The following is a 20,207-nucleotide window of genomic DNA, read 5'->3' as shown; positions in this document are numbered from 1 at the left end:
CCACGTCCACGACCCCGCCACGGCGGCCGCGTTCGGGCTGCACACCGGCCAGGTCTGCGTCATGATCCACTGCGGCTCGCGCGGCCTCGGCCACCAGGTCTGCACCGACCACGTCCGCGCCATGGACCGGGCCCTGCACCGCTACCGGATCTCCGTCCCCGACCGCCAGCTCGCCTGCACGCCCGTCGACTCCCCGGCCGGGCGGGACTACCTCGGTGCGATGGCCGCCGCCGCGAACTACGGCCGGGCGAACCGGCAGTTGCTCTCGGAGGCGGCCCGCCGGGCGTTCGCCGACGCCGCCGAGGCGGGCCTGTCACTCGTCTACGACATCTCCCACAACATGGCCAAGATCGAGACCCACGAGATCGACGGGGAGCCGCGCCGCCTCTGCGTCCACCGCAAGGGCGCCACCCGGGCCCTGCCGCCGGGCGACCCGGAGCTCCCGCCGGACCTCGCCGCGGCCGGCCAGCCGGTGCTGGTCCCCGGCACGATGGGGACCGTCTCGTACGTGATGGTCGGCCTGCCGGACAACGGCGCCTTCCACTCCGCGTGCCACGGCGCCGGACGGGTCTGGAGCCGCCACCACGCGCTGAAGATGGTGCGCGGCGAACGGCTGCGCGACGAGTTGGAGGCGCACGGCATCGCCGTCCGTCCGGCGTCCTGGCGGGGGCTGGCGGAGGAGGCGCCCGAGGCGTACAAGGACGTCGACGCGGTCGCCGTCGCCACCGAGGGCGCCGGCCTCGCCCGGCCGGTCGCCCGGCTGGTGCCGCTGGGGGTCGTCAAGGGGTGAGCGGGTGCGCCGGGGGCACCGACCCCGTCCGGGCCGGTGCGGTCGGCGGTCCCGCGACCCGGGCCGGTGCCCCCGGCGGCCCGGCTACCCGGCCGGCCGGGGGCGTCGGGAGGCGGCGACGATCCGCTCCGTGACCACCGCCGCGTCCTCGGCGACCCCCAGGAACGTGGCGGACTTCCTGGTCCGCTGCCAGGGCACGCCCATGAAGTGCAGCCCCGGCACCACGGTGCTGGAGCCGTCCCGCTGGAGCGGGAAGCCCACCCCGTCGAAGGCGCCCGGGAAGCCGGTCCAGCTCGCGAAGTCGGGGCGGTAGCCCGAGGTGAACAGCACCGTCCCGACGCCCGCGAGGTCGAGTTCGGTGACCGGATCGGCCCGGAACGGCGCCGGTTCCGGCAGCCGGGGAACGCGGCGGCCGGCGCCGGTCAGGCAGTTCGTGATCACCGTGCGGATGTCGCTCCACCGGGCGTCCGCGAAGGCGACGGACGCGGGGAGGTCGTCGGCGAAGTACGCGACGCCGTCCCGCGCGCCGAGGAAGTGCCCGGCCAGGGTGACGCCGAGCGCCTGCAGCGTCCGGTAGTTGAGGTCGTGCCCGCCGTCCCGGCCGCTGCACTGCGGATTGGCCAGCAGGCGCATGCTCCGGTCGGGCAGGTCGGAGAGCCGGGCGGCGAAGAAGGGCGTCTCCACCAGCCAGGCGACGATGTCCCGTTCCTCGACCCGACGGGGGACCCACGGTGCCCGCCCGCAGGCCAGATGGACGCGCCGGCCGGCCTCGGCCAGCTCCTCGGCGATCTGGCAGCCGCTCTGCCCGCTGCCGACGACGAGGACCCCGCCGGGCGGCAGCCGGTCCGGGCGGACGTACTCCTCGGCGTCGATGACGTGGGCCGATGCGGGGAGCGTCGTCCAGGAGGGCGGGCGGTAGGGCCGCTGGTACCCGCCGGAGGCGAGGACGAGCTGCCGCGCCCGGAGCGGGCCTGCCGACGTGGCGAGCCGGAACCCTCCGCCGGTGCTCGGACCGCCGTCGGCCCGGGTGACCTCCACGCCTTCGCGTACCGGCGAGCGGAAGTCCGCGGCGTAGTCGGCGAGGCTGCGTACGATCGCGTCCCGCGGCAGGAATCCGTCCGGGTCGTCGCCGGCGTACGGGGAACCCGGAAGCCGCATCGTCCAGTTGGGGATCACCAGGCAGAAGCTGTCCCAGCGGCGGCGCCAGCTCTGGCCGACGCGGCCGCGCTCCAGGACGACGTGCTCGACGCCGGCCGCGCCGAGCTCGTGGCTCAGCGCGAGCCCGGCCTGGCCGGCGCCCACGATCACCACGTCGTGTTCCTCGGGGCGGGCGCTGCTCTCCTCGCTGCGGGGAAGCGCGGTCGGGCTCGGGACGGTGGCCCGGCCCGGCGCGGTCGGGCTGGGCGCGGTGGTTCGGCTCGGGGCGGTGGTTCGGCTCGGGGCGTCCATGGCGGTTCCGGTGGTCCGGTCCGCGGCAGGCTGCGGACCTGTCGGGACCCCTCCGATTCTTCCCGGCCCGGGTACCTGCCGCCACCCGGCCCCCGGGCGGGTGCAGGGCCCGGCCGTTCCCGCGCCCGCCCGCCCCGATCGTCGTCAGTCGCCGACGGACAGCTCGTAGTAGCGCCCGACCGTCGCGAACCCGAGCGACGTGTAGAGCGCGACCGCCGACTCGTTGTCCGCCCTGACGTTGAGGGCCACCTCGTCGACCGTGTCCAGGAGCCGCCGGCAGAGCTCCGCGACCACGGCCTTGCCGATGCCCCGCCCCCGCACCCGCGGGTGCGTCGTGATGTTGCCCAGGGCGGCGATCCGCTGCGTGGGCGACCACACGTGCACGCCCGCGACCGCGACCAGCTCCCCCTTGTCCCGGACGCCGACGTACTGGCCGGTGTCGAGCATGCGCGGGTCGAACCAGTTGCCCGGGTAGGCCGCCTCGTACAGCGCCAGCAGCTCGGGCAGGTCGGCGCGCGTCAGCAGCTCGCCGCGCGAGTCCTGGCGCAGCAGCCGCGCCCGGTCGGTCAGCGCCATCTTGAGGTGCAGCCCGCGCGACTCGGCGCCGAACCCGGTCACCAGCAGGTCCTCCGCCCCCTCGGTGACGTGCGCGTAGAAGCGCCGGGGCAGCAGACCGGTCAGGCCGGCGAGCAACTCCCGCAGCGCGCCCACCGCTTCGGGCTGCTCGAAGGCGAGCACCGTCGGCGGGCCGCCCGCGCCGTGGTAGACCAGCGCGATGCTGTCACCGAGGCGGTACCAGCCCGTCCAGGGCCAGAAGAAGTCGTCGAGGTCGCCCAACTCGTAGGCGTGCAGCGCCGGATCGCGGCGCAGCAGGTCGGCGAGCTCGGCACGGTCGTGAACTGCGGTGGGTATCACCCGGTTGATCATAGTGCGGCCCGTCCGCCCGGCCGCGGGCCCATCGAGTCGGCCGGAGCGGTCCCCGGTCCCCGGTCCCCGGCTAGTGTGGCGGGTGCCGGTGCGGTGGGCGTGCCGGGAGCGCGAGGGGTGGTGGGGAACCGTGGGCGGGCGCGGACCCCGGTCGGCGGGGAGCGGAGCGACGGGCGAGGGACAGCCGGGCGAGGCGCTGTCGCTGTACGAGCTGGCCTACCTGGTGGGTGGCGGCTACCGCGTCGCCGAGACCGCCCTGGTGCGGATGATCCGCACCAACCGGCTGGAGATGAACCGGGAGGGGATGCTGCGGGTCATCCGCCCCCGCCCCCACGACGACGTGGAGGCCGTCCTGCTGGCGGCGATCGGCCCGTCCGGCACCGCGTGGCTCGGCGCCCCGCGCGCCGCGCTCGGCCCGAGCGCGCCGGCCCGGGAGCTGGAGGCGCGGCTGCGCCGCCGGGGATTGCTGGTCGGCGGCACCGGTTCCACCAGCCCCACCGGCTCCACCGGCTCGTGTTTGTGGTTCCTGCTGTTGCTGGGGCTGGCCTTCCCGGTCCTGATCACCGTCGTGGTCCTCGTCGCCAGGGCGGCCACGGCTGCCCTGGCCGTGGGCCCGGGGCCGGCGGTGATCCTGGGCGGGCTGGCGGCACTCGCGGTCGCCGCCCCGGTGTTCCGGGCTCACGGGCGGCGGCAGGTCGAGCGCGAGGAGCACGAGGAACGCGATCGGTACCAGCGGCCCGCCGACCGGGTCCGGCCCCTGCTCGACGCCCTGGGGTCCGGGGCGGCCGTCCCGCCGGGCTGGCAGCCGGCCGAGGACGTCATGACCCCGGACGGGCCGACGCCCTGGGGCGCGGTGGCCGTCGGCGGCGTCGAGGCGCTGGGGAAGGACCGGCTCACCGTCGCGTTCCACGGCCGCTCGGCGCTGCGGGGACGGCCGCCCCGGCGTCGAGGGGGTTCCCCCGACGCCTCCGCCAGTAGCCGACGGTGACGGCGGCGAGCATCGGGCCCCAGAGCAGCAGTGGCGCGTAGCACACCACCAGGACGACGGTGCGCCAGTCGTGCGTGGCCAGCGGTATGCCCGCGTCCAGCGGCTGCCCCGTGAGCGTGCGCCCGCCGGCCAGCATCACCGCGCTGTAGAGCGGCACGACCGTCAGGACCGCGGCCCCGAGGCCTGCTGGCACGACGGCGGCCGCGACCGGCACCCGGCGGCCCCGCAGGCCGGGGATCCACCGCGGGAACACCTCGCCCCACGGGGCGATCAGCCCGACGGCGGCGAACGCCAGCACCTCGGAGACCACCGACAGCAGCACGACGTACAGCTCGATCGGCAGCCAGCCGAGGTTCCCGGACTCCTGCACCCCGCCGCCGTCGAGGGGGGCGTGGAAGGTACAGGTCGCGATCCGCCAGGCGCTGGACGGCAGAACGGTGAACGGGATGGCGAAGGCGGCGATGCGCACCCACCGGGGCACCCCGGGCACGACGGTGTGGGCGGCGGTCCAGGCGGCGCGCAGCCCCCGGGGCGGGCGTGCGGGCGGGAGCGGCAGGTCGGCGGCGAGGGTCATGGTGGCTCTCCAGCGGTGGTGATGCAGTCCGGGTCGGGTATCGGCCCGGCCCGCTACCGAAGATCGCACTCCCGGCCGGCACCCCACCTCGTCCAGTGGACCGAACCACCTCCCCCGCGCGGGGGGCCTCACCCGGAGTCGGCCTCCCGCTCCACCCGTCCGAAACGCGATGTCGCATTGTCGCCAGCGTCGGTGGTCCGGCTCACGAGAGAGTCGGTGACGGTTCGTGTTCCTGAACGCGGGCCTGTCCGTCCGGCACTCCGCGAAAGGCTCAACGCATGCACGTCGTCCCCGGGCTCAAGGTCCTCTACTTCGGAACGCCGGTGGTGCTGATCAGCTCACTCAACGAGGACGGCACGACGAACCTCGCGCCGATGTCCTCGGCGTGGTGGCTGGGCCAGTCCTGCATGCTCGGTCTCGGCAACAACGCCCAGACCACCGCGAACCTCCTACGGGAGGGCGAGTGCGTGCTCAACCTGCCCTCGTCGGCGATGGTCGATGCGGTCGACCGGATCGCGCTGACCACCGGGAAGCCGGCCGTGGCTGACTACAAGGCGAAGCAGGGCTACCGGTACGAGCCGGACAAGTTCTCGACCGCACAGCTGACCGAACAGGCGTCGGACCTGGTCCGGGCTGCCAGGGTTGCGGAGTGCCCGGTCCAGCTGGAGTGCAGGGTCGTCTCGGCCCACCCTTTCGGCGGTCCAGGGTCGCACGCCACCGCCTTCGAGGTGGAGGTCCTTCGTGCCCATGTGGAGGAGGACCTGGTGATACCGGGGACGCACTATGTCGACCCGCTGGGCTGGGATCCGCTGATCATGAAGTTCTGCGAGTTCTTCGGCGGGGGACGCAACGTTCACCCGTCGAGGCTCGCCGAGGGCTGGAACATGCCCCACCAGCTCCGGTCGACGACCGGCTGAGGTCGAGCCGGTCGAGAGGAAGCCCCCGCTACCCGCCTCCCGTGCGCGCGGTGACCAGGCCGGACTCGTAGGCCGCGATGACCGCTTGGGCGCGGTCCCGGACGTCGAGCTTGCCGAAGATGCTGGTGATGTAGTTCTTCACCGTCGACAGGCTGATGTCCAGGGCCCGGGCGATCTCGGTGTTGTCGAGGCCGGTGGCCATCAGCCGCCACACCTCGACCTCCCGGGGCGTCAGCCCGCCCGTGTCGGTGACCGGCGGCGGGGCGCCGACCGGGCCCCTGACGTAGGTGGAGATCAGCTTGGTGAGCAGGCGCGGGGCGACCACCGCCTCGCCGGCGTGGACGGTGCGGATCGCAGCGCCCAGTTCCTCCGGCGAGACGTCCTTGGGCAGGAACCCGTGGGCGCCGGCGCGCAGCGCGGCCACCACGTACTCGTCCATGTCGAAGGTGCTGAGGCCGAGGACTCGGCAGGAGGGGAGGGTGCGGGCCAGCTCCCGGGTCGCGCCGACCCCGTCGAGCACGGGCATTCGGATGTCCATCACCACGACGTCGGGGCGCAGCAGGCGGGCGGCGGTGACGGCCTGCTCCCCGTTCTCGGCCTCGCCCACCACCTCGAAGGACGGGTCGGGGGAGAGGATCAGGGACAGGCCGCGCCGCACCAGCGGCTGGTCGTCCGCGATGAGGACCCGGATGCCCGGTGCCGCCGCGCCCACCGGGCCGTCGCCGTGCGCGCTCACCGGGCCGTCGCCGTTCCGTGCTGGACGGCCGCGTCGGCCGTCTCCTCCGGGGCCAGTGGCAGGTCGGCCAGGACGGCGAAGCCGCCCTCCGGACGTGGTCCGGTCCGCAGGGTGCCGCCGTGCAGGGCGACGCGCTCGCGCATGCCGATCAGGCCGTACCCGCTCCGGCCGCCGGCCGGCACCGCCTCCTGCGGTGCGGCGCCGCCCGTGCCCGCCGTGCCCCCGTCGTCGCGCACCTCGACGGTGACCCGGTCCGGACCGTACGTCAGGGTGACGGTCGCGCGGGCGGGCCCGGCGTGCTTGCGGGCGTTGGTGAGGCCCTCCTGGACGATCCGGAACACGGTCAGGCCGACGGTGGGCGGCAGCGGGCGGCGGGGCCCGTGCACGCCGAAGTCGGTCGGCAGGCCGGCCACCCGGGACTCGTCCACCAGCCGGCCGAGGTCCTCGGCCCCGGGCTGGGGCGAGGGCGGGGCGGTGTCCGGTTCGTCGCCGGCCCGCAGGACGTCCAGGAGCTGGCGCATCTCCCGCAGGGCCAGTCGCCCGGAGGACTCCAGGGTGACCAGGGCGTCCCGGACCACCTCCGGGTGGGCGAGGTTGGCCCGGGCGCCGCCGGCCATCAGCTGCATGGTGGTGATGTGGTGCGCCACGATGTCGTGCAACTCCCGTGCGATGCGGCGGCGTTCGTCGGCCACCGCGCGGTCGGCCAGCAGTTTGCGGTTGGCCGTGACCTCCCGCTGCCAGCGCGCCACGGCGAGGCCGGCGCCGGCCACGAGCAGGGTGGAGCAGGAGGTGCCGGCGAGCGCCTGCCAGGAGGGGACGCGCAGGTGGCTCTGGCTCAGAGTGGTCAGCACCGTCGTCGCCGCCGCGGCGGCCGCCGTCACCGGGGCGGGGCGGGCCCGGGCGACCGAGTACAGGCTGACCATCAGGACGGCGCCGAAGTGGGTGCTCGCCGGTGTGGACAGGTCGATCGCGGCCTCGACGGCCAGGACCACGGCGAGCGCCGGCACCGGGTGGCGGCGCCGGACGAGCAGCGGCAGGGCCGACAGCGCGACGAGGAGCAGGCCCGGCGGGGTCACCCGGCGTACCCCGTCCATCTCGCTGAAGAGCAGGTAGTTGAGCAGGTCGAGCGTGCAGGCGCCGGCGGCCACCAGCGCGTCGGTGTGGGTCCACGGCGCGCCGTCGGTCTCCGGCGGCGCGTCCGCCACCCCGCCGGGCCCCGGGCTCCCGCTCGCCCGGTGTGCCGGATGCGCCGGATCCGCCCCGAGTGCCGCGTCCATCGCGGGGCACTGATGACCGCCCATGTCCGTTCCCCCTCCGTGCCCGGTCCGCGCCGCGCCTCACCGATGAGCCCTGACGAGCCCTGACGAGCCCTGACGAGCCGCGATCAGGCCCCGATCAGACCCTGTTCCAGACCCCGAACAAGCTCTGAACAGGCCCGATGCCCCCATTGTGGCATCGACCCACCCCGCCCCGGCATGGTCCCCACGGCCGATCACGGGGCCCGGACCAGGACCACGGTCCCGGGTCCGGGCCCGGCCGAGGAGCAGGGGCCCCGGTGCGGATCGTCCGTCGCAGGGACGTCCGCGGCCCACCCCGGGTGATGGTCTGGAACCCGGCCGGGAACCCCCGGAGCCGAGACCGACCTTGCGGACGCTCGCGTCCGCCGCCGGAGGAAACCGTGATCCGCGCACTGACCGGATACTCCACCAGGAACCCGTGGAAGGTGATCACCCTCTGGGTGGTGCTGGGAATCTCCCTGGCCCTGCTGAGCCCGATGCTGCTCGCCAGGGTCACCCAGTCCCAGACCGGGGACTTCCTGCCCAAGAGCTACGACTCGGCCGCCGCGCTGCGGATCGCCGAGGAGAACTTCGGGATGAGGCCCGACGCCACCACGGTCACCGTGCTGGTCGCCAGGACCGACGGCCAGGCGCTCACCGCCGCCGACCAGCAGCGGGTCGAGGCCGAGGCGGCGAAGCTCGCCCAGCGCCGGGTCGTCATGCCCAGGAAGCCCGACGAGCCGGCCTTCCTCGTCCCCGACCGGTCCCAGACCCCCCGGGTCGCCCCGGCCATGGTGGCGCCCGACCGCGGCTTCGAACTGCTCTCCGTCGAGCTGACCGGCAACGCCGCGGACGAGGGCGTCCAGGGCGTCTACCGGGCGTTCCGGGACGCCACCCGGGCCCAGTTCACCGACGCCGGGATGCGTACCGGGTTCACCGGGGGACTGGCCGACGCCGTGGACACCGCCGACTCCCACCGCACCGCCGCGACGGTCGGCAGCGCGCTCGTCATGGGGCTGATCGTCCTGCTCAACGTGCTGGTGTTCCGCAGTGTGGCGGCGGCCCTGCTGCCGCTGTTCGCCGTCGCCATGATCGGCAGCGTGGCCGGCGGAGCCGTGGCCGTCGCCGCGACGCTGACCGGCCTCAAGCTCGACGCCGGCACCCCCGGGCTGGTCTCCGTGGTCCTGCTCGGCATCGGCGTCGACTACCTGCTCTTCCTGCTCTTCCGCTTCCGCGAGCACCTGCGGGCCCGGCCCGAGCAGCCCGCCCGCGAAGCCGCCGCCCAGGTGACAGCCCGGGTGGGCACCGCGATCACCTCGGCCGCGCTGACCATCGTCGCCGCCTTCGCCACCCTCGGCGTGGCCAGCTTCGGCCAGTTCCGCTCGCTCGGCCCGGCCATCGCCGTCGCCGTCCTGGTCATGCTGTTGGGCAGCCTCACCATGATGCCCGCCCTGCTCGCCGCCTGCGGCCGCGGCATGTTCTGGCCCTCCCGCAGCCTGCGCCGCCAGCCGGGCGAGGGCTTTGCCGCCCGCTTCGGCACGCTCGTCGCCCGGCGGCCGCTGCCGATGCTGCTCGCCGCCCTCGCCCTGCTCGGCGCGCTGGCCGCCGGGATGACCGGGATCCGGATGGACTACGGCCTCGGCGGCGCCGGCGACCGGACCCCGGCCGCCGCCACCGCCGCCGAGATCTCCCGCACCCTGCCGGCCGGCGTCTCCGACCCGACGAGCGTCTACGTCGTCACCACGGACGGCACCACCCTCACCCCCGGCAGGCTCGACGGCCTCTCCCACGCCCTCACCCAGGTCGAGGGCGTCGGCAAGACGGGCGGCACCGTTCTCAACGGGGACCGGCGCGCCGCCCGGATCGACCTCTACCTGACCGCAGACCCGCAGAGCCGACGCGCCCGCGACCTGGCCTCCGGCCCGGTCCGCGCCGCGGTCGCCGCCCACACACCCGCCGGGACCAGCGCCCACGTGGGCGGCACGGCGGCGATCTTCGCCGACATCTCCACCGCCGTCGACCACGACCTGTCGATCGTCTTCCCGGTCGCGGCCGCCCTGATCGCCCTGATCCTGCTGCTGCTCCTGCGCAGCCTGCTCGCCCCGCTGGTCCTGATGCTCTCGGTCGGGCTCGGCTTCGCCGCCACCCTCGGCGCCGCGACCCTGCTGTTCCAGCACGGGCTGGGCGAACCGGGTGTCAGCTTCACCCTCCCGCTGGTGCTGTTCCTGTTCGTCGTGGCGCTGGGCACCGACTACAACATCCTCATCACCGACCGGATCCGCGAGGAGATGCAGCGCCCCGGCCCGCCCCGCGCCGCCGTCGCCCGCGCCGTACGGCACACCACGCCCGCCATCGCCACGGCCGGCCTGGTCCTGGCCGGTTCCTTCGCGACCCTCGCCGCCACCCCGGGCAGCGAACAGGTCGCCTTCGCGCTGACGCTCGGCATCCTGCTCTCCGCCGTCGTCCTGTCCCTGGTCCTGGTGCCCGCCGTCGCCGCCCTGCTCGGCCGCGCCCTCTGGTGGCCGCTCCGCCAGGCCCGCCACCACCACCGGGCCGAGCCGGCCCCGGAGCCGTACCGCGTTCCGGTGCCCTGACCGGCGGGCCGTTAGCACTCCAGCACGACTTCGATGTCCTGATCAGAGGCTGCGCACGATGAGCGTTGCGGCCTGATGTCCCATCAGGGGCGGTCTTCATGAGACCGCCCCTCCATCGTGTGCAGCCGACGTCGGTAGTGACCGCGGCGGGGCGGCCTCTCATCGTGATCAACGAGCCTGCAGCCGAGACCTGGGACAGCGAACTCGAAGACCTCGTCCTCCGCACCGGCCACCGCTTGAGCCGTGTGGAGCCACGCCTGCGGATGCGCGACTACGTCCGCGGCCTGCCTGCTGGAGTGCTAGGCGTTGTCGGGAAGCGGGGCAGCGGCGGGCCGGCCGGGCGTCGCGGGGGCCGGGTCCTGGCCCGGGCGGCGGGTGCGCTCCGCCCAGGCGGCCACCGGCGGGCCTGCTGCGCCCAGCGCCGCGAAGAACCCGCCGAGCAGCAGCCAGCCGGTGTGCCCGAGTCCCAGCACCGCCGTCGTGAGGACCACCGGGGCCAGGGCCTGCCCGGCGTTGAACCCGACCCCGAAGAAGCCCTGGTACTGCCCCTGGGCGTGGTCGGGGGCGAGACCGAAGCCGAGCGCGTAGCCGCCCGAGGACTCCCACACCTCCCCGAGGCTGTGCACGACGACGGCGAGGACGGCGAGCGCCGGCGCGATCCAGGCCGGGACGTCCGCGGTCAGGGCCATCAAGGGGCAGCTGACCAGGAAGAGCAGGCCCGCGATGCGGAATGCCCGGCCGCCCTGACGCGGTGTCTCCACCCGGGAGCCGATCCTGCTCTGGAGCAGCACGCACACCCCGCTGTTCACCGCGTAGACGGCCGCCACCGTCCAGCGTGGGGCGTCGCTGTGGGCGGAGAGCCAGATCGGCAGCAGCAGGGAGACCGTCTGGTACTGCAGGCCCATCGCGCCGTAGAGCGCGACGAAGGACACGTAGGGCCGGTCGGACAGCACGGCCCAGCGGTGGTGTTCCTCGGGCCGGGGCAGGGGCCGGTAGTCGGGGACGCCGACCAGGGCGAGCAGGCCGGCGCAGGCGAAGCTGGCGGCATTGGCGATGATGAGCGCGGTGTATGCCGCCCGGGTGTCGGCCGCGAGGGCGAAGGCCGCACCGAGGGTGCCCAGCACCACGCCGAGGTTGACGAAGGTGCGGAGCTTCGCCATGAAGGCGGCCGGGCGTTCGCCGCCCGCACGGGCGACGAGCGCACCGCCCGCGGCGCCGGCCGCCGTTGCCGCGAGGCGGTCCAGGGTGGCGAGGAGGGTGAACACGATCCAGTCGTCGATGAGGACGAAGGCGGCCATCGTCACGGCCTGCACCGTGAGGGCCGTCAGCCAGACCCTGCGCGGCCCGTACCGGTCGGCCAGGTTCCCGGCCGGGATCCCGGCCAGCAGCCCGACCAGCCCGGCGACCGTGAGGCCGGCACCGACCTGTGTGGCGGGCAGGTGCACCACGAGCGTGAAGTAGAGCACCGAGGCGGTGTTGAACAGCCCGTTGCCCACCCGGTTGACGAAACTCGCGGCGATGAGGGCACGTTGTGGGTCGCTCGGCGCCGGTAAGCCGGACATCCGCCGTACGGCGCTCTTCCCGATCATGCCGAACAGGCTAACAACGCCCTGCGCGCGCCCTCCGGACGGCCCGGGCCGTTGCACCGCACCACCCCCACGGAACTGCTCCGGTGCTGCGGCGGATCGGGCCGGAGCCGGCGTCAGGCGGTGAGGATGATCTTGCCGGTGACGGTGCCGGACTCCGCCAGGCGCAGGGCCTCGGCGGCCTGGGTGAGGGGGAGCCGGGCGGCGATGGGGGCGGTGATGTCGCCGCGGCGGAGGGCGGCGAACACCTCGGTGAGGTCCGCGTCGAGCCGGGCGCGGAAGCGGTCCTTGGCGAGGGCGCGGCCGGCCCAGATGTTGTAGAAGGAGGCGCTGCGCCCGTTGGGCAGGGTGTTCCAGAGCCAGGTGCGGGCGAGGATCTTCAGGACCGGCCACTGCTTGGACCCGGTGTCGTCCCGGGTGGACGCGCTGCCGTAGGCGACGAGCGAGCCGCCGGGGGCGAGCAGGTGCCAGGAGTCGACGACGCTGCGCCCGCCGACGTGGTCGAAGACGGCGTCGACGCCGCCGGGCGCCAGTTCCCGCACCCGGGCCGCGACGTTCCCGGCGCGGTAGTCGACCGGGATCACGTCGAGCTCGCGCAGCGCGTCGTGGTGGCGGGCGGACGCCGTGCCGATCACGGTCGCGCCCGCGGCCCGGGCGAGCTGGGCCAGGATGGAGCCCACCCCGCCGCTCGCGCCGTGCACCAGGACGGTCTGCCCGGCCCGCACCCCGGCCCGGCGGTGCAGCATCTGCCAGGCGGTGATGCCGTTGACCACGACGGTCTCCGCCTCGGCCGCGGTGAGCCCGTCGGGGACCTCGACGGCGTCCGCGGCGTCCAGCACCACGTGGCTCGACCATCCGCCGACCTTCACCAGCGCGGCCACCCGACGGCCGGTCAGGCCCGCGTCGACGCCGTCGCCGGTGGCGAGCACCCGGCCCACCAGGTCGTACCCGGGGACGAACGGGAAGGGCGGCTGGTCGTAGTACCGGCCCCGGCGCATCTGCTGCTCGGCGAACGAGACGCCGCTCGCCTCCATCGCGATCACGATCTGCCCGGGACCGGCCTGCGGCACGCGTCCCTCGCGGATCTCCAGGCCCTCCGGCGCCACGATGCCGGGAAGGACGACCTGGACCATGCGGTCGGTCTCCATGACCGCCCCTTTCGTAGAGGTTATTGTGTTCGTTAGAAGTTATAACTCCGATCTTCGGTGAGAGTCAAGAGGGAGAGTGATAGCCTCTAACGCGAGCGTGGAAGTCGTGGTCGAGCTGGTCGAGATGTTCGGGACGTCGAGGGCTGGAGGCGCAGTGGCCGAGTCGGATGCGAAGACTCCCCGGGAGCGCTACCGCGCCCAGGTGCGGGAGGAGGTCAAGAAGCACGCGTGGGAGCAGATCGCCACCGCCGGGGCCTCGGCGCTGTCGCTGAACGCCATCGCCAAGCGGATGGGCCTGAGCGGTCCGGCGCTCTACCGGTACTTCGCCAATCGCGACGAGCTGATCACCGAACTCGTCCGCGACGCCTACCGCAGCCTCGCCGACACCTTCCGGGCGCGCGCCCGCGCCGGTGCCGACCTGGCCGACCTGGCGCACGCCCTGCGTGGCTGGGCCCTCGACGACCCGCAGCGGTATCTCCTCGTCTACGGCACTCCCGTGCCCGGCTACCAGGCCCCGCCGGACACCACGCAGATCGCCGCCGAGATGATGGCCGTCCTCCTCGACGCCGCCGTCGCGGTCGAGCCGCCCGGGGCGGAGGCCGCGGAGTCCGCCGCCGCGACGCCCCTCGACGAACACCTCGCCGACCACCGGGCCTGGGCCGCTGAGAACCCCGCTCCGGCGTCGGCACTCCGCCGGGCCCTGGCCTTCTGGACGCGGCTGCACGGGGTGCTGTCCCTGGAGCTCGCCGGCCACTTCGCCGGCATGGGCTTCGACCCGGCCCGGCTCTACGCCGCCGAGGTCGACGGCCTCACCGGCCGCTGACCGGTCGCTTCTCGTCAGGCCGGGGCGGCTCCGCCGCCCCGGCCGTGGCGCGCCTTGAATTGTCCCGGGAATTGATTTCTGGAACGGGAGACTCCTCCTCTCTGTACGTTCCATAGGTGTACGAAGTTGGCCGAGAATGCTCTCTCGCCGGGCCTGTCATGTCCGCATAGATTTGGGGCTGCCCCGCGAAGCAGTGGGGTCCGGGTTTCCGGTTTGACCACGTAGTAAGGGAGAGCAAATGAGCCTGTCCATGCGCCGTTCCCTCGGTGTCGCCGCGGCTGCCGCGGCGGCGCTGGTCGCCACGACCACGCCCGCCCTGGCCGCCACTACCACGGCCGAGAGCGCGACGATCAACCGTACGGACTGCAACCGGAACGACTACCTCGAAATCCACAACAATGGCGGCCGCGACACCCTCTGCTTCGCGAACGCCGGCGAGGTGCCCGTCGCCATCTACGGCGTGAACTGGGTCGAGTCGGGAAACAATGCGGTGACCTTCCAGTTCCAGCGGAATCTCAATGACCCGCGGTTGGAAACCGTGACGCTCAACAAGTGGAGCCAGTGGGGCCCCGGCCAGGCCTCCATCCACAAGATCATCTGGATCAAGATCTACTGATCGTCCGAGCCGGAGCACCCACCTGAGCGGAGCGGGGAGGCCGCCTCCTCCCCGCTCCACTGCTGACGCGATGGGCGAGGGCCGGCGCCATGCCGGCCCTCGCCCCGCGGCGGGATTGGCCGAACAGCCGTCCTGGCCCAGCCGTGGGCCCCGGGGGTGACCGCAGGTGGCGGCACCGGGGATTGTCGCGGGGCTCCAACAGTTCAGTGACGATATGTCAGAGACCCTTTCCGGGAAGCCGATCGAATGCTGGACTGGCGGTCCCGTGAAATCGTCCGCCGGCGAGGCGGTGCCGGAGGTCTCATGTCAGTGATCGAGTCGGTGGCCGTGTCCCTCCTGACCGTGGCGGCCACCTTCGGTGGTGGCTGGTTCGTCACCACCCGGATCACCGAGCGCTGGGCGCAGATCCGCCGCAGCCGCGAGGACAACCAGGCCGCGGCCCGCGAGCTCCAGCTCCGCTACGGCGAGTTCGTCGCGAACTGGAAGACCTGGAACGCGCTGGTCGGCGAGCACACAGCACAGATCGAGGCGCCCGACGACGCCAAGTGGGCTTGTCTGCGCCGGGCGACCGAGGCGGAAGGGGCCGTGGAAGCGCTACTGGCGCGGGTGAGCGCCGAACGCCGCCTGACCGCCGAGCAGATCGACACGCTCGGAGCGCTGCGGCAGGCGTTCAAGGCGGCCCGCCGAACGATCCGCCGCGGCCGGCCGCTGGCCTGGTCCTCGGCGGAGAGCGAGCCCTACCTCGCCTTCAAGGGCCTGGTCGCCGCAGCCGGCGTCCTGATGGCGAGCCCGGCCGATCCGCGCGACCGTCCGGACGCCGCCGAAGCCGCCCGCGCGTTTCGGGCCATCACCGGCAACCGGCACGAGACCACCTGGACCGCCACTGGCCGGCGCGCAGTCGCCCGGCCCGGGACGGCCGAACTGCGACCCTGACCCGTGACCGCGGACGTGGCAGCCGACGCCCGCCGGCTCGTCCTCCGACTGTGGGTCGGTGCGGAGCCGACCACCTCGACGGTCGGCACCGCACCGAGCGCAGGCCGGCGGGCCGTGATCCGAAGGTCGATCACCGAACCCCGGCCCCGACCGCGGCGCCCCGCCGACTCCGGGCGACCAGGAGGGCGGCGAGGGTGCAGGCTGCGGCCGGGAGGAGCATGGCCACGGCCGGTGAGCCGTCGTCGGCGTGGGCGCCAACGCCGATGAAGGCACCCGTCGCCGCGACGCCGAGTGTCGCGCCGACCTGGCGGACGGCGTTGAGCAGTCCGCCGGCCGCGCCGGCGGCGCCCTCGGGGGCCGTGTTCACCACGGCGGTGACCAGCGCGGGCAGGGCGAAGGAGACGCCGAGGCCGGCGAGCAGCAGGCCCACCGCCAGCAGCGCGTACGGCGTGCCGGCCGACACGGCGGTCGCGATCACCGCGCAGCCCGCAGCGAGCAGTGCCAGCCCGCCCAGGACCGGCCGCCACGGGCCGACCCTGGCGACGATGCGTCCGGTGAGCAGCGGGTTGAAGCCCGGCGGCAGGGTCATCGGCAGGAACGCCACCCCGGCCATGGTCGGGGACAGCCCCAGCGTCTGCTGCAGGAGCAGGGGCAGCACGAAGAGCACCCCGAGCAGCGCGAAGTTCACCGCGGCCCCGGCGAGCAGGAGGGTGGGCATCCCGCGGGTGCCGAGCAGCGCGGGCGGCAGGACCGGGGCCGGGCCGCGCCGCTCGCGTGCGGCGAAGGCGAGCCCGGCCGCCGCCGTCCCGGCGGCGGCGCAGCCCGCGTGCGTCCAGGCGCCGGCGCCCAGCGCGATCAGCGCGTCGGTGAGGAGGGCGAGCGTCGCGCAGACCGCCAGCTGGGTCCACCGGTCGATGCGCCGCGTGCCCGGCGGGCAGCGCACGGCCGCTCCGGCCACCAGCGCCAGCACCAGGACCGCCAGCGGGACGTTCACCAGGAAGACGGCCCGCCAGCCGGAGAGGTCGACCAGCACCCCGCCGGCCATCGGCCCGAAGGCCATCGCACAGCCACTGACCGCGGCCCAGACGGCGACCGCACGGGCGCGCTCCCGGGGTACCGGGTAGAGGCGGGCGATCACCGCCGTGCCGGCCGGGACGGAGGCCGCGGCGGCGGCGCCCAGGACGGCGCGCAGCAGCACCAGCGTCCAGAGGTCGGGTGCGCACGCGGCGAGCAGCGAGCCGGCGCCGAAGGCGGCGATCCCGAACCGGAAGGCCTTGTGGGCGCCGAACCGGTCGGCCGCGGCGCCTGCCGACAGCAGCAGTGCGCCGAAGGCGACGCTGTACCCGGTGACGGCCCACTGCAGGCCGGCCGTCGAGCCGCCGAGCGAGGCGGCGAGGTCGGGTTCGGCGACGGAGAGCACGGTGGTGTCGAGCAGCACCATGAAGTAGCCGAGGGCGACGCCGAGCAGGGCACGGGTCCGTCCCGGGGGCCGGGGCGTTGAGATCGGCGGGGTAGGCGCGATGGCGGTGGTCATCGGGAGACTCCTGGGGAGGGCGGGTCGCGGGGCGGATCGGCCGCTCACTCTGCTCGGCCGCTCGCTCTGTTCGGCCGCCCACCCTGCTCGGCCGCCACCGCCGGCTCCACCGCCCGGGCCTCACGCACCGTTCGGGAAAACCGAATGCCCTTACGATGGGCCGGTCGAGGAGGAGGGGAACGTGGAGCTTCGCCAGTTGCGCGTGTTCGAAGCGGTGGTGGCCCATCGAACGGTCACCGCCGCGGCCGCCGCCCTCGACCTCGCGCCGTCCTCGGTGTCGGAGCAGATCCGCGTGCTGGAGCGGAGCCTGGGCGTCGCGCTGTTCGACCGGGCACCGCGCGGGATGGCCCTGACCCCGGCGGGCGAGCGGCTGCTGCCGTGGTCCCGGAGCCTGCTCGACCAGGCCGAACAGGCCCGCCGGGAGGTCTCCGCCGCCCGCATCGTGGTGCGCCTCGGCGCGTTGGAGACCATCGCGGCCACCCACGTACCCGCCGTCCTGGCCCGCCTCGCCGAACGCCGGCCCGACCTGGACGTCGCCCTCCACACCGACGCCGCCCGCGACGGCCTGCTCGGCGGCGTCGCCGCCGGGGCGCTGGAGGCGGCGCTGATCCTGGACACGGCGGGCCCGCTCGGCGAACTCGGCTTCCACCTGCCGCCCGCGCCGCTGGACCACCTCGACCTGGAGGACGTCCCGCTCGCCCTCGTCGCCGCCCCCACCCACCCGCTCGCCGCCTCCGGCGCGGCCACCCGGACCGGCTCGCTCACCCGCGCCGACCTGCGCGGTCAGCGGCTCCTGGTGAACACCCCCGCCTGCTCCTTCTGGCTCGCCGGCGAACGCCTGCTCGGCCACGCGGTGGAGCGCGTCCGCACCGGCGGGGTCGCCGTCACCCGCGCCTGCGCCGAGCAGGGGCTGGGCATCGCGCTGCTCCCCGAGTTCGCCGTCCGGGACGCCCTCGCTGCCGGATCCCTGGTCCGACTCCCTGTGGTGTCACGGGAGTTGCAGCTCCACCTGCGCCTGGTCTGGCGGTCGGACCGGGAGTCCGTCCCGGGCCTGCGCGAAGTCCTCTACGCCGCGGCGGTGTGACCCGCGCGTCGCCGGTGTCGGCGGTCGGCCGGACGTCTCGCCGGACATCTTGCCGGGACACCTCGCCGGACGTCCTGCCGGACATCTGCCGACGTCAGAGGACCTGCCACAGCGCGCACGCGAACACCGCCGTCACCCACGTCCACAGCACCGAGAAGCCCACGTGGCCCAGGGTGCGCAGGGCGTCGCCGCGCCAGAGCCGGGGCGAGAAGACGGTGAACTGAAAGAGCCAGCGGGCGCCCCAGAACAGCGTCTGGCCGGTCAGCAGAGCGGTGCCGAGCGGAGTGCCTGCCAGGAGTTCGCGGCCCAGGAAGAGTGGCAGCAGGCCCAGCAGGACGCAGGTCAGGCCGATGAAGAAGAGGTGTGCGTAGGAGACTTGACGAGTCATCAGGCTAGTTCCGGCCAGATCGGAGGGCCAGTCGATCACCCGGGGCAGCAGCGCGTGGAACAGGCCGAGGCCCACCAGCGCGGCCCCGACCAGCCGCAGCTGGAACTCCACGTCGAAGAGGCCGAGGGATCCGTTCACGCCTCGGCCCTCCGGAAGGCGAAGGCGGTGACCAGGCCGGCGATCCGGCGCTCGGCCGCCGGCTCCAGGCCTGCCTCGGCCGCGTGGGACAGCCAGGTGGCGCGCGGCAGGAAGTGCCAGGCGCCCGGCCCGTAGACGGCGGTGTTGGCGGCGTCGCGCAGGTGCTCGACCAGGACGAGCGAACCGCCCGGCCGCAGCACCCGCGCCACCTCGGCGAACAGCGCGGCGCGGTCCGCCGGCCGGCGCAGCTCGTGTGCGGCGAACACGGCGAGCACCGAGTCCTGCGAACCGGACGCGGCCGGCAGCGCCCCGGGCCGGGCGGGCCGGCTGCCGGGCGTCGGCGGGACCCGGCGGCGGGCGCGACGGATCGAGCCGGTCGTCGTCAGGGTCGGGTCGTAGAGGTCGGCGATCCGCTGCGGGGCGGCGGGGTGGCGCGCGGCGACCGGGCGGCTCGCCTCGTCCAGGCCGGTGGAGACCACGAGGTGGCGGCCGGGGCCGTCCGGGAGGAGCTCGTCGAGCCAGGCATAGCCGTGGAGTTCGGAGCGGTCGTAGACGCACCAGGTCGCGGCCGTGCTGGCGACGAGCAGCCCGCCCGCGGCGAGTACGCCGGCCCGCGCGAGCCGGGCGGCCGGGGGCGGCAGCCGCCGGGCCAGCGCCCAGCCTCCGGTGGCGGTGAGCGCACCGGCGGCGTAGAGCGGCCAGTTGTAGCGGATCACCTCGGCCACACCGGAGGGGCGGTGGGCGGGGGCGCCGCGTTCGGGCGGGGTGCCGCCTTCGGCCACGGGGCCGCGTTCGGCCGGGGTGCCGCCTTCGGCCACGGGGCCGTCACCGGTCGGGGCGCTGCGATCGGTCACGGCGCCGCCACCGGCCGGGGCGCCGACCGGTCGGAGGACGCTCATCGGAGGCTCCCGTCGAGGGCGCGGCGGCTGCCCGCCTGCCAGCCGTAGTCGAGGTCCGCGACGTGGAACGCGTTGGCGAGCACCGGTCGGCTGCCGGCCAGTGGCCCGTGGTCGAAGAAGGTCAGCCGCGGCACCTCCACCGCGACCGGCACCGGCTCCCAGTGGGCCCGGTCGGCCTTGACGACGATCATCGAGCGGGTCTGCGGCTCGTACTCGAAGGTGTAGGGCAGCGGCCCGGCGAACCGCCGCGCCGCCCTGGCGTCGGCGAACGGACTGCCGGCCGGCAGCGGCGCCGGACCGTCGGCGAGGTCGGCCCGGACGTGGAGATCCGCTTGGCCGTCAACGCTCACCACCTTGAACTCCAGGGTCCGCCCGACCACCCGGCTGCCGATCCGGGCGAGCCGGTAGTGGTAGCGGGAGAACAGGTTGCCGCCCGCCACCATCACCCGGCTACCGGTGTCGCTGCGCAGTATGCGCAGGCCGCGCATGATGCGGCCGCCGGGGGTGGGGAAGCGCGTGAACACCCGGTAGCCGGTGAGAACCGTGTCCACACCGAGCGCGACCGGCAACCCGGACGGGCGCAGACCGCGGGTGTCCACCAGGGCGGCCGCGACGAAGCCGTGCTCGGTGCCCTCGGGATCGGTGTAGGTGTCCAGCTGGAGCCCCGGCGGAACGAGCGGCGCGAGCTGCTCGGGCGGCAGCGCGTAGGTGAGGACGAGCGAGTGTGCGAAGTGGGTGCGCATCGGCAAGGGGTGGCGTTGCAGCAGGTGTCGCATGGTCAGGATCTCCGGATCGCGGTGCGGGAG

General features: G+C 74.6%; 19 protein-coding genes. 8 read left to right on the top strand and 11 right to left on the bottom strand.

Going from position 1 to position 20,207, the window contains the following annotated elements; genetic code table 11:
- Nucleotides 1-37 precede the first annotated feature (37 nt).
- Nucleotides 38-790 carry an RtcB family protein gene (locus RMN57_RS02980; protein ID WP_313767697.1) on the top strand — a complete coding sequence of 251 codons (753 nt, stop codon included), beginning with the start codon at nucleotides 38-40 and terminating at the stop codon, nucleotides 788-790.
- 84 nt (nucleotides 791-874) lie between these two features.
- Here RMN57_RS02980 and RMN57_RS02975 read toward each other — a convergent pair whose 3' ends face one another.
- Nucleotides 875-2,239 carry an NAD(P)-binding domain-containing protein gene (locus RMN57_RS02975; protein WP_313761773.1) on the bottom strand — a complete coding sequence of 455 codons (1,365 nt, stop codon included), beginning with the start codon at nucleotides 2,237-2,239 and terminating at the stop codon, nucleotides 875-877.
- 144 nt (nucleotides 2,240-2,383) lie between these two features.
- The gene (locus RMN57_RS02970; RefSeq protein WP_313761772.1) at nucleotides 2,384-3,154 is read right to left on the bottom strand and encodes a GNAT family N-acetyltransferase; all 771 of its coding nucleotides are present in this window, start codon (nucleotides 3,152-3,154) and stop codon (nucleotides 2,384-2,386) included.
- A gap of 142 nt (nucleotides 3,155-3,296) precedes the next feature.
- Here RMN57_RS02970 and RMN57_RS02965 point away from each other — a divergent pair, with 142 nt between their 5' ends.
- The gene (locus tag RMN57_RS02965) at nucleotides 3,297-4,154 is read left to right on the top strand and encodes a TIGR04222 domain-containing membrane protein (protein ID WP_313761771.1); all 858 of its coding nucleotides are present in this window, start codon (nucleotides 3,297-3,299) and stop codon (nucleotides 4,152-4,154) included.
- Here the strand turns inward: RMN57_RS02965 and RMN57_RS02960 are convergent.
- On the bottom strand, nucleotides 4,060-4,728 hold the full coding sequence (locus tag RMN57_RS02960; RefSeq protein ID WP_313761770.1) for a hypothetical protein: 669 nt from the start codon (nucleotides 4,726-4,728) through the stop codon (nucleotides 4,060-4,062). The two genes, RMN57_RS02965 and RMN57_RS02960, sit on opposite strands and share 95 nt — an antisense overlap.
- A 278-nt stretch (nucleotides 4,729-5,006) precedes the next feature.
- Between RMN57_RS02960 and RMN57_RS02955 the strand changes: the two genes are divergently transcribed.
- Nucleotides 5,007-5,645, top strand: coding sequence for a flavin reductase family protein (locus RMN57_RS02955; RefSeq protein ID WP_313761769.1), 639 nt, complete (start codon nucleotides 5,007-5,009; stop codon nucleotides 5,643-5,645).
- Between the two features lie 28 nt (nucleotides 5,646-5,673).
- Here the strand turns inward: RMN57_RS02955 and RMN57_RS02950 are convergent, their stop codons facing one another.
- Nucleotides 5,674-6,381 carry a response regulator transcription factor gene (locus RMN57_RS02950; protein WP_313761768.1) on the bottom strand — a complete coding sequence of 236 codons (708 nt, stop codon included), beginning with the start codon at nucleotides 6,379-6,381 and terminating at the stop codon, nucleotides 5,674-5,676.
- Nucleotides 6,378-7,682 carry a sensor histidine kinase gene (locus RMN57_RS02945; protein ID WP_313761767.1) on the bottom strand — a complete coding sequence of 435 codons (1,305 nt, stop codon included), beginning with the start codon at nucleotides 7,680-7,682 and terminating at the stop codon, nucleotides 6,378-6,380. The genes RMN57_RS02950 and RMN57_RS02945 overlap by 4 nt, the downstream gene beginning before the upstream one ends.
- Nucleotides 7,683-8,059: 377 nt before the next feature.
- On the opposite strand from RMN57_RS02945, the gene RMN57_RS02940 reads away from it, so the two are divergent.
- The gene (locus RMN57_RS02940; RefSeq protein ID WP_313761766.1) at nucleotides 8,060-10,252 is read left to right on the top strand and encodes an MMPL family transporter; all 2,193 of its coding nucleotides are present in this window, start codon (nucleotides 8,060-8,062) and stop codon (nucleotides 10,250-10,252) included.
- Between the two features lie 299 nt (nucleotides 10,253-10,551).
- Here the strand turns inward: RMN57_RS02940 and RMN57_RS02935 are convergent, their stop codons facing one another.
- Together RMN57_RS02935 and RMN57_RS02930 are read right to left on the bottom strand one after the other, a co-directional pair.
- Nucleotides 10,552-11,841: an MFS transporter gene (locus tag RMN57_RS02935; protein WP_313761765.1), complete on the bottom strand. Its 1,290-nt coding sequence runs from the start codon at nucleotides 11,839-11,841 to the stop codon at nucleotides 10,552-10,554.
- Between the two features lie 113 nt (nucleotides 11,842-11,954).
- The gene (locus RMN57_RS02930; protein WP_313761764.1) at nucleotides 11,955-12,986 is read right to left on the bottom strand and encodes a medium chain dehydrogenase/reductase family protein; all 1,032 of its coding nucleotides are present in this window, start codon (nucleotides 12,984-12,986) and stop codon (nucleotides 11,955-11,957) included.
- Between the two features lie 124 nt (nucleotides 12,987-13,110).
- Between RMN57_RS02930 and RMN57_RS02925 the strand changes: the two genes are divergently transcribed.
- From RMN57_RS02925 to RMN57_RS02915, 3 genes are all read left to right on the top strand, one after another.
- On the top strand, nucleotides 13,111-13,809 hold the full coding sequence (locus RMN57_RS02925) for a TetR/AcrR family transcriptional regulator (protein WP_380234475.1): 699 nt from the start codon (nucleotides 13,111-13,113) through the stop codon (nucleotides 13,807-13,809).
- A gap of 238 nt (nucleotides 13,810-14,047) precedes the next feature.
- Nucleotides 14,048-14,425, top strand: a complete 378-nt coding sequence (locus tag RMN57_RS02920) for a beta/gamma crystallin domain-containing protein (protein ID WP_313761763.1) — start codon at nucleotides 14,048-14,050, stop codon at nucleotides 14,423-14,425.
- A gap of 303 nt (nucleotides 14,426-14,728) precedes the next feature.
- The gene (locus RMN57_RS02915; RefSeq protein WP_313761762.1) at nucleotides 14,729-15,358 is read left to right on the top strand and encodes a hypothetical protein; all 630 of its coding nucleotides are present in this window, start codon (nucleotides 14,729-14,731) and stop codon (nucleotides 15,356-15,358) included.
- A gap of 130 nt (nucleotides 15,359-15,488) precedes the next feature.
- Here the strand turns inward: RMN57_RS02915 and RMN57_RS02910 are convergent, their stop codons facing one another.
- The gene (locus RMN57_RS02910) at nucleotides 15,489-16,892 is read right to left on the bottom strand and encodes an MFS transporter (protein WP_313761761.1); all 1,404 of its coding nucleotides are present in this window, start codon (nucleotides 16,890-16,892) and stop codon (nucleotides 15,489-15,491) included.
- A 181-nt stretch (nucleotides 16,893-17,073) separates the two neighbouring features.
- Between RMN57_RS02910 and RMN57_RS02905 the strand changes: the two genes are divergently transcribed.
- Complete coding sequence (locus RMN57_RS02905) at nucleotides 17,074-17,976, top strand: LysR family transcriptional regulator (protein WP_313761760.1); 903 nt, start codon at nucleotides 17,074-17,076, stop codon at nucleotides 17,974-17,976.
- 94 nt (nucleotides 17,977-18,070) lie between these two features.
- Here RMN57_RS02905 and RMN57_RS02900 read toward each other — a convergent pair whose 3' ends face one another.
- Genes RMN57_RS02900 through RMN57_RS02890 form a run of 3 tightly spaced genes read right to left on the bottom strand, consistent with a single transcriptional unit; the run spans nucleotide 18,071 to nucleotide 20,177 of the window.
- Nucleotides 18,071-18,502 carry a hypothetical protein gene (locus tag RMN57_RS02900; RefSeq protein WP_313761759.1) on the bottom strand — a complete coding sequence of 144 codons (432 nt, stop codon included), beginning with the start codon at nucleotides 18,500-18,502 and terminating at the stop codon, nucleotides 18,071-18,073.
- A complete protein-coding gene (locus RMN57_RS02895; RefSeq protein WP_313761758.1) occupies nucleotides 18,499-19,401 on the bottom strand; it encodes a methyltransferase domain-containing protein in 903 nt (300 codons plus the stop codon). Before RMN57_RS02895 ends, RMN57_RS02900 begins: the two co-directional genes overlap by 4 nt.
- Nucleotides 19,398-20,177, bottom strand: coding sequence for a DUF2071 domain-containing protein (locus RMN57_RS02890; RefSeq protein WP_313761757.1), 780 nt, complete (start codon nucleotides 20,175-20,177; stop codon nucleotides 19,398-19,400). The genes RMN57_RS02895 and RMN57_RS02890 overlap by 4 nt, the downstream gene beginning before the upstream one ends.
- Between the last annotated feature and the right edge of the window lie 30 nt (nucleotides 20,178-20,207).

This window comes from Kitasatospora sp. CM 4170, from assembly GCF_032110285.1.
GTDB lineage: Bacteria > Actinomycetota > Actinomycetes > Streptomycetales > Streptomycetaceae > Kitasatospora > Kitasatospora aburaviensis.
The sequence above is the reverse complement of the archived record's forward strand: the minus strand, read 5'-3'. Positions and strand labels throughout refer to the sequence as shown.

What these genes read in the sequence shown, in the direction of transcription:
- RMN57_RS02910 (WP_313761761.1), bottom strand. Translation starts at nt 16,892, where the DNA reads ATGACCACCGCCATCGCGCCTACCCCGCCGATCTCAACGCCCCGGCCC.
- RMN57_RS02920 (WP_313761763.1), top strand. Translation starts at nt 14,048, where the DNA reads ATGAGCCTGTCCATGCGCCGTTCCCTCGGTGTCGCCGCGGCTGCCGCG.
- RMN57_RS02890 (WP_313761757.1), bottom strand. Translation starts at nt 20,177, where the DNA reads ATGCGACACCTGCTGCAACGCCACCCCTTGCCGATGCGCACCCACTTC.
- RMN57_RS02930 (WP_313761764.1), bottom strand. Translation starts at nt 12,986, where the DNA reads ATGGAGACCGACCGCATGGTCCAGGTCGTCCTTCCCGGCATCGTGGCG.
- RMN57_RS02935 (WP_313761765.1), bottom strand. Translation starts at nt 11,841, where the DNA reads ATGATCGGGAAGAGCGCCGTACGGCGGATGTCCGGCTTACCGGCGCCG.
- RMN57_RS02945 (WP_313761767.1), bottom strand. Translation starts at nt 7,682, where the DNA reads ATGGGCGGTCATCAGTGCCCCGCGATGGACGCGGCACTCGGGGCGGAT.
- RMN57_RS02955 (WP_313761769.1), top strand. Translation starts at nt 5,007, where the DNA reads ATGCACGTCGTCCCCGGGCTCAAGGTCCTCTACTTCGGAACGCCGGTG.
- RMN57_RS02915 (WP_313761762.1), top strand. Translation starts at nt 14,729, where the DNA reads ATGTCAGTGATCGAGTCGGTGGCCGTGTCCCTCCTGACCGTGGCGGCC.
- RMN57_RS02895 (WP_313761758.1), bottom strand. Translation starts at nt 19,401, where the DNA reads ATGAGCGTCCTCCGACCGGTCGGCGCCCCGGCCGGTGGCGGCGCCGTG.
- RMN57_RS02975 (WP_313761773.1), bottom strand. Translation starts at nt 2,239, where the DNA reads ATGGACGCCCCGAGCCGAACCACCGCCCCGAGCCGAACCACCGCGCCC.
- RMN57_RS02960 (WP_313761770.1), bottom strand. Translation starts at nt 4,728, where the DNA reads ATGACCCTCGCCGCCGACCTGCCGCTCCCGCCCGCACGCCCGCCCCGG.
- RMN57_RS02925 (WP_380234475.1), top strand. Translation starts at nt 13,111, where the DNA reads ATGTTCGGGACGTCGAGGGCTGGAGGCGCAGTGGCCGAGTCGGATGCG.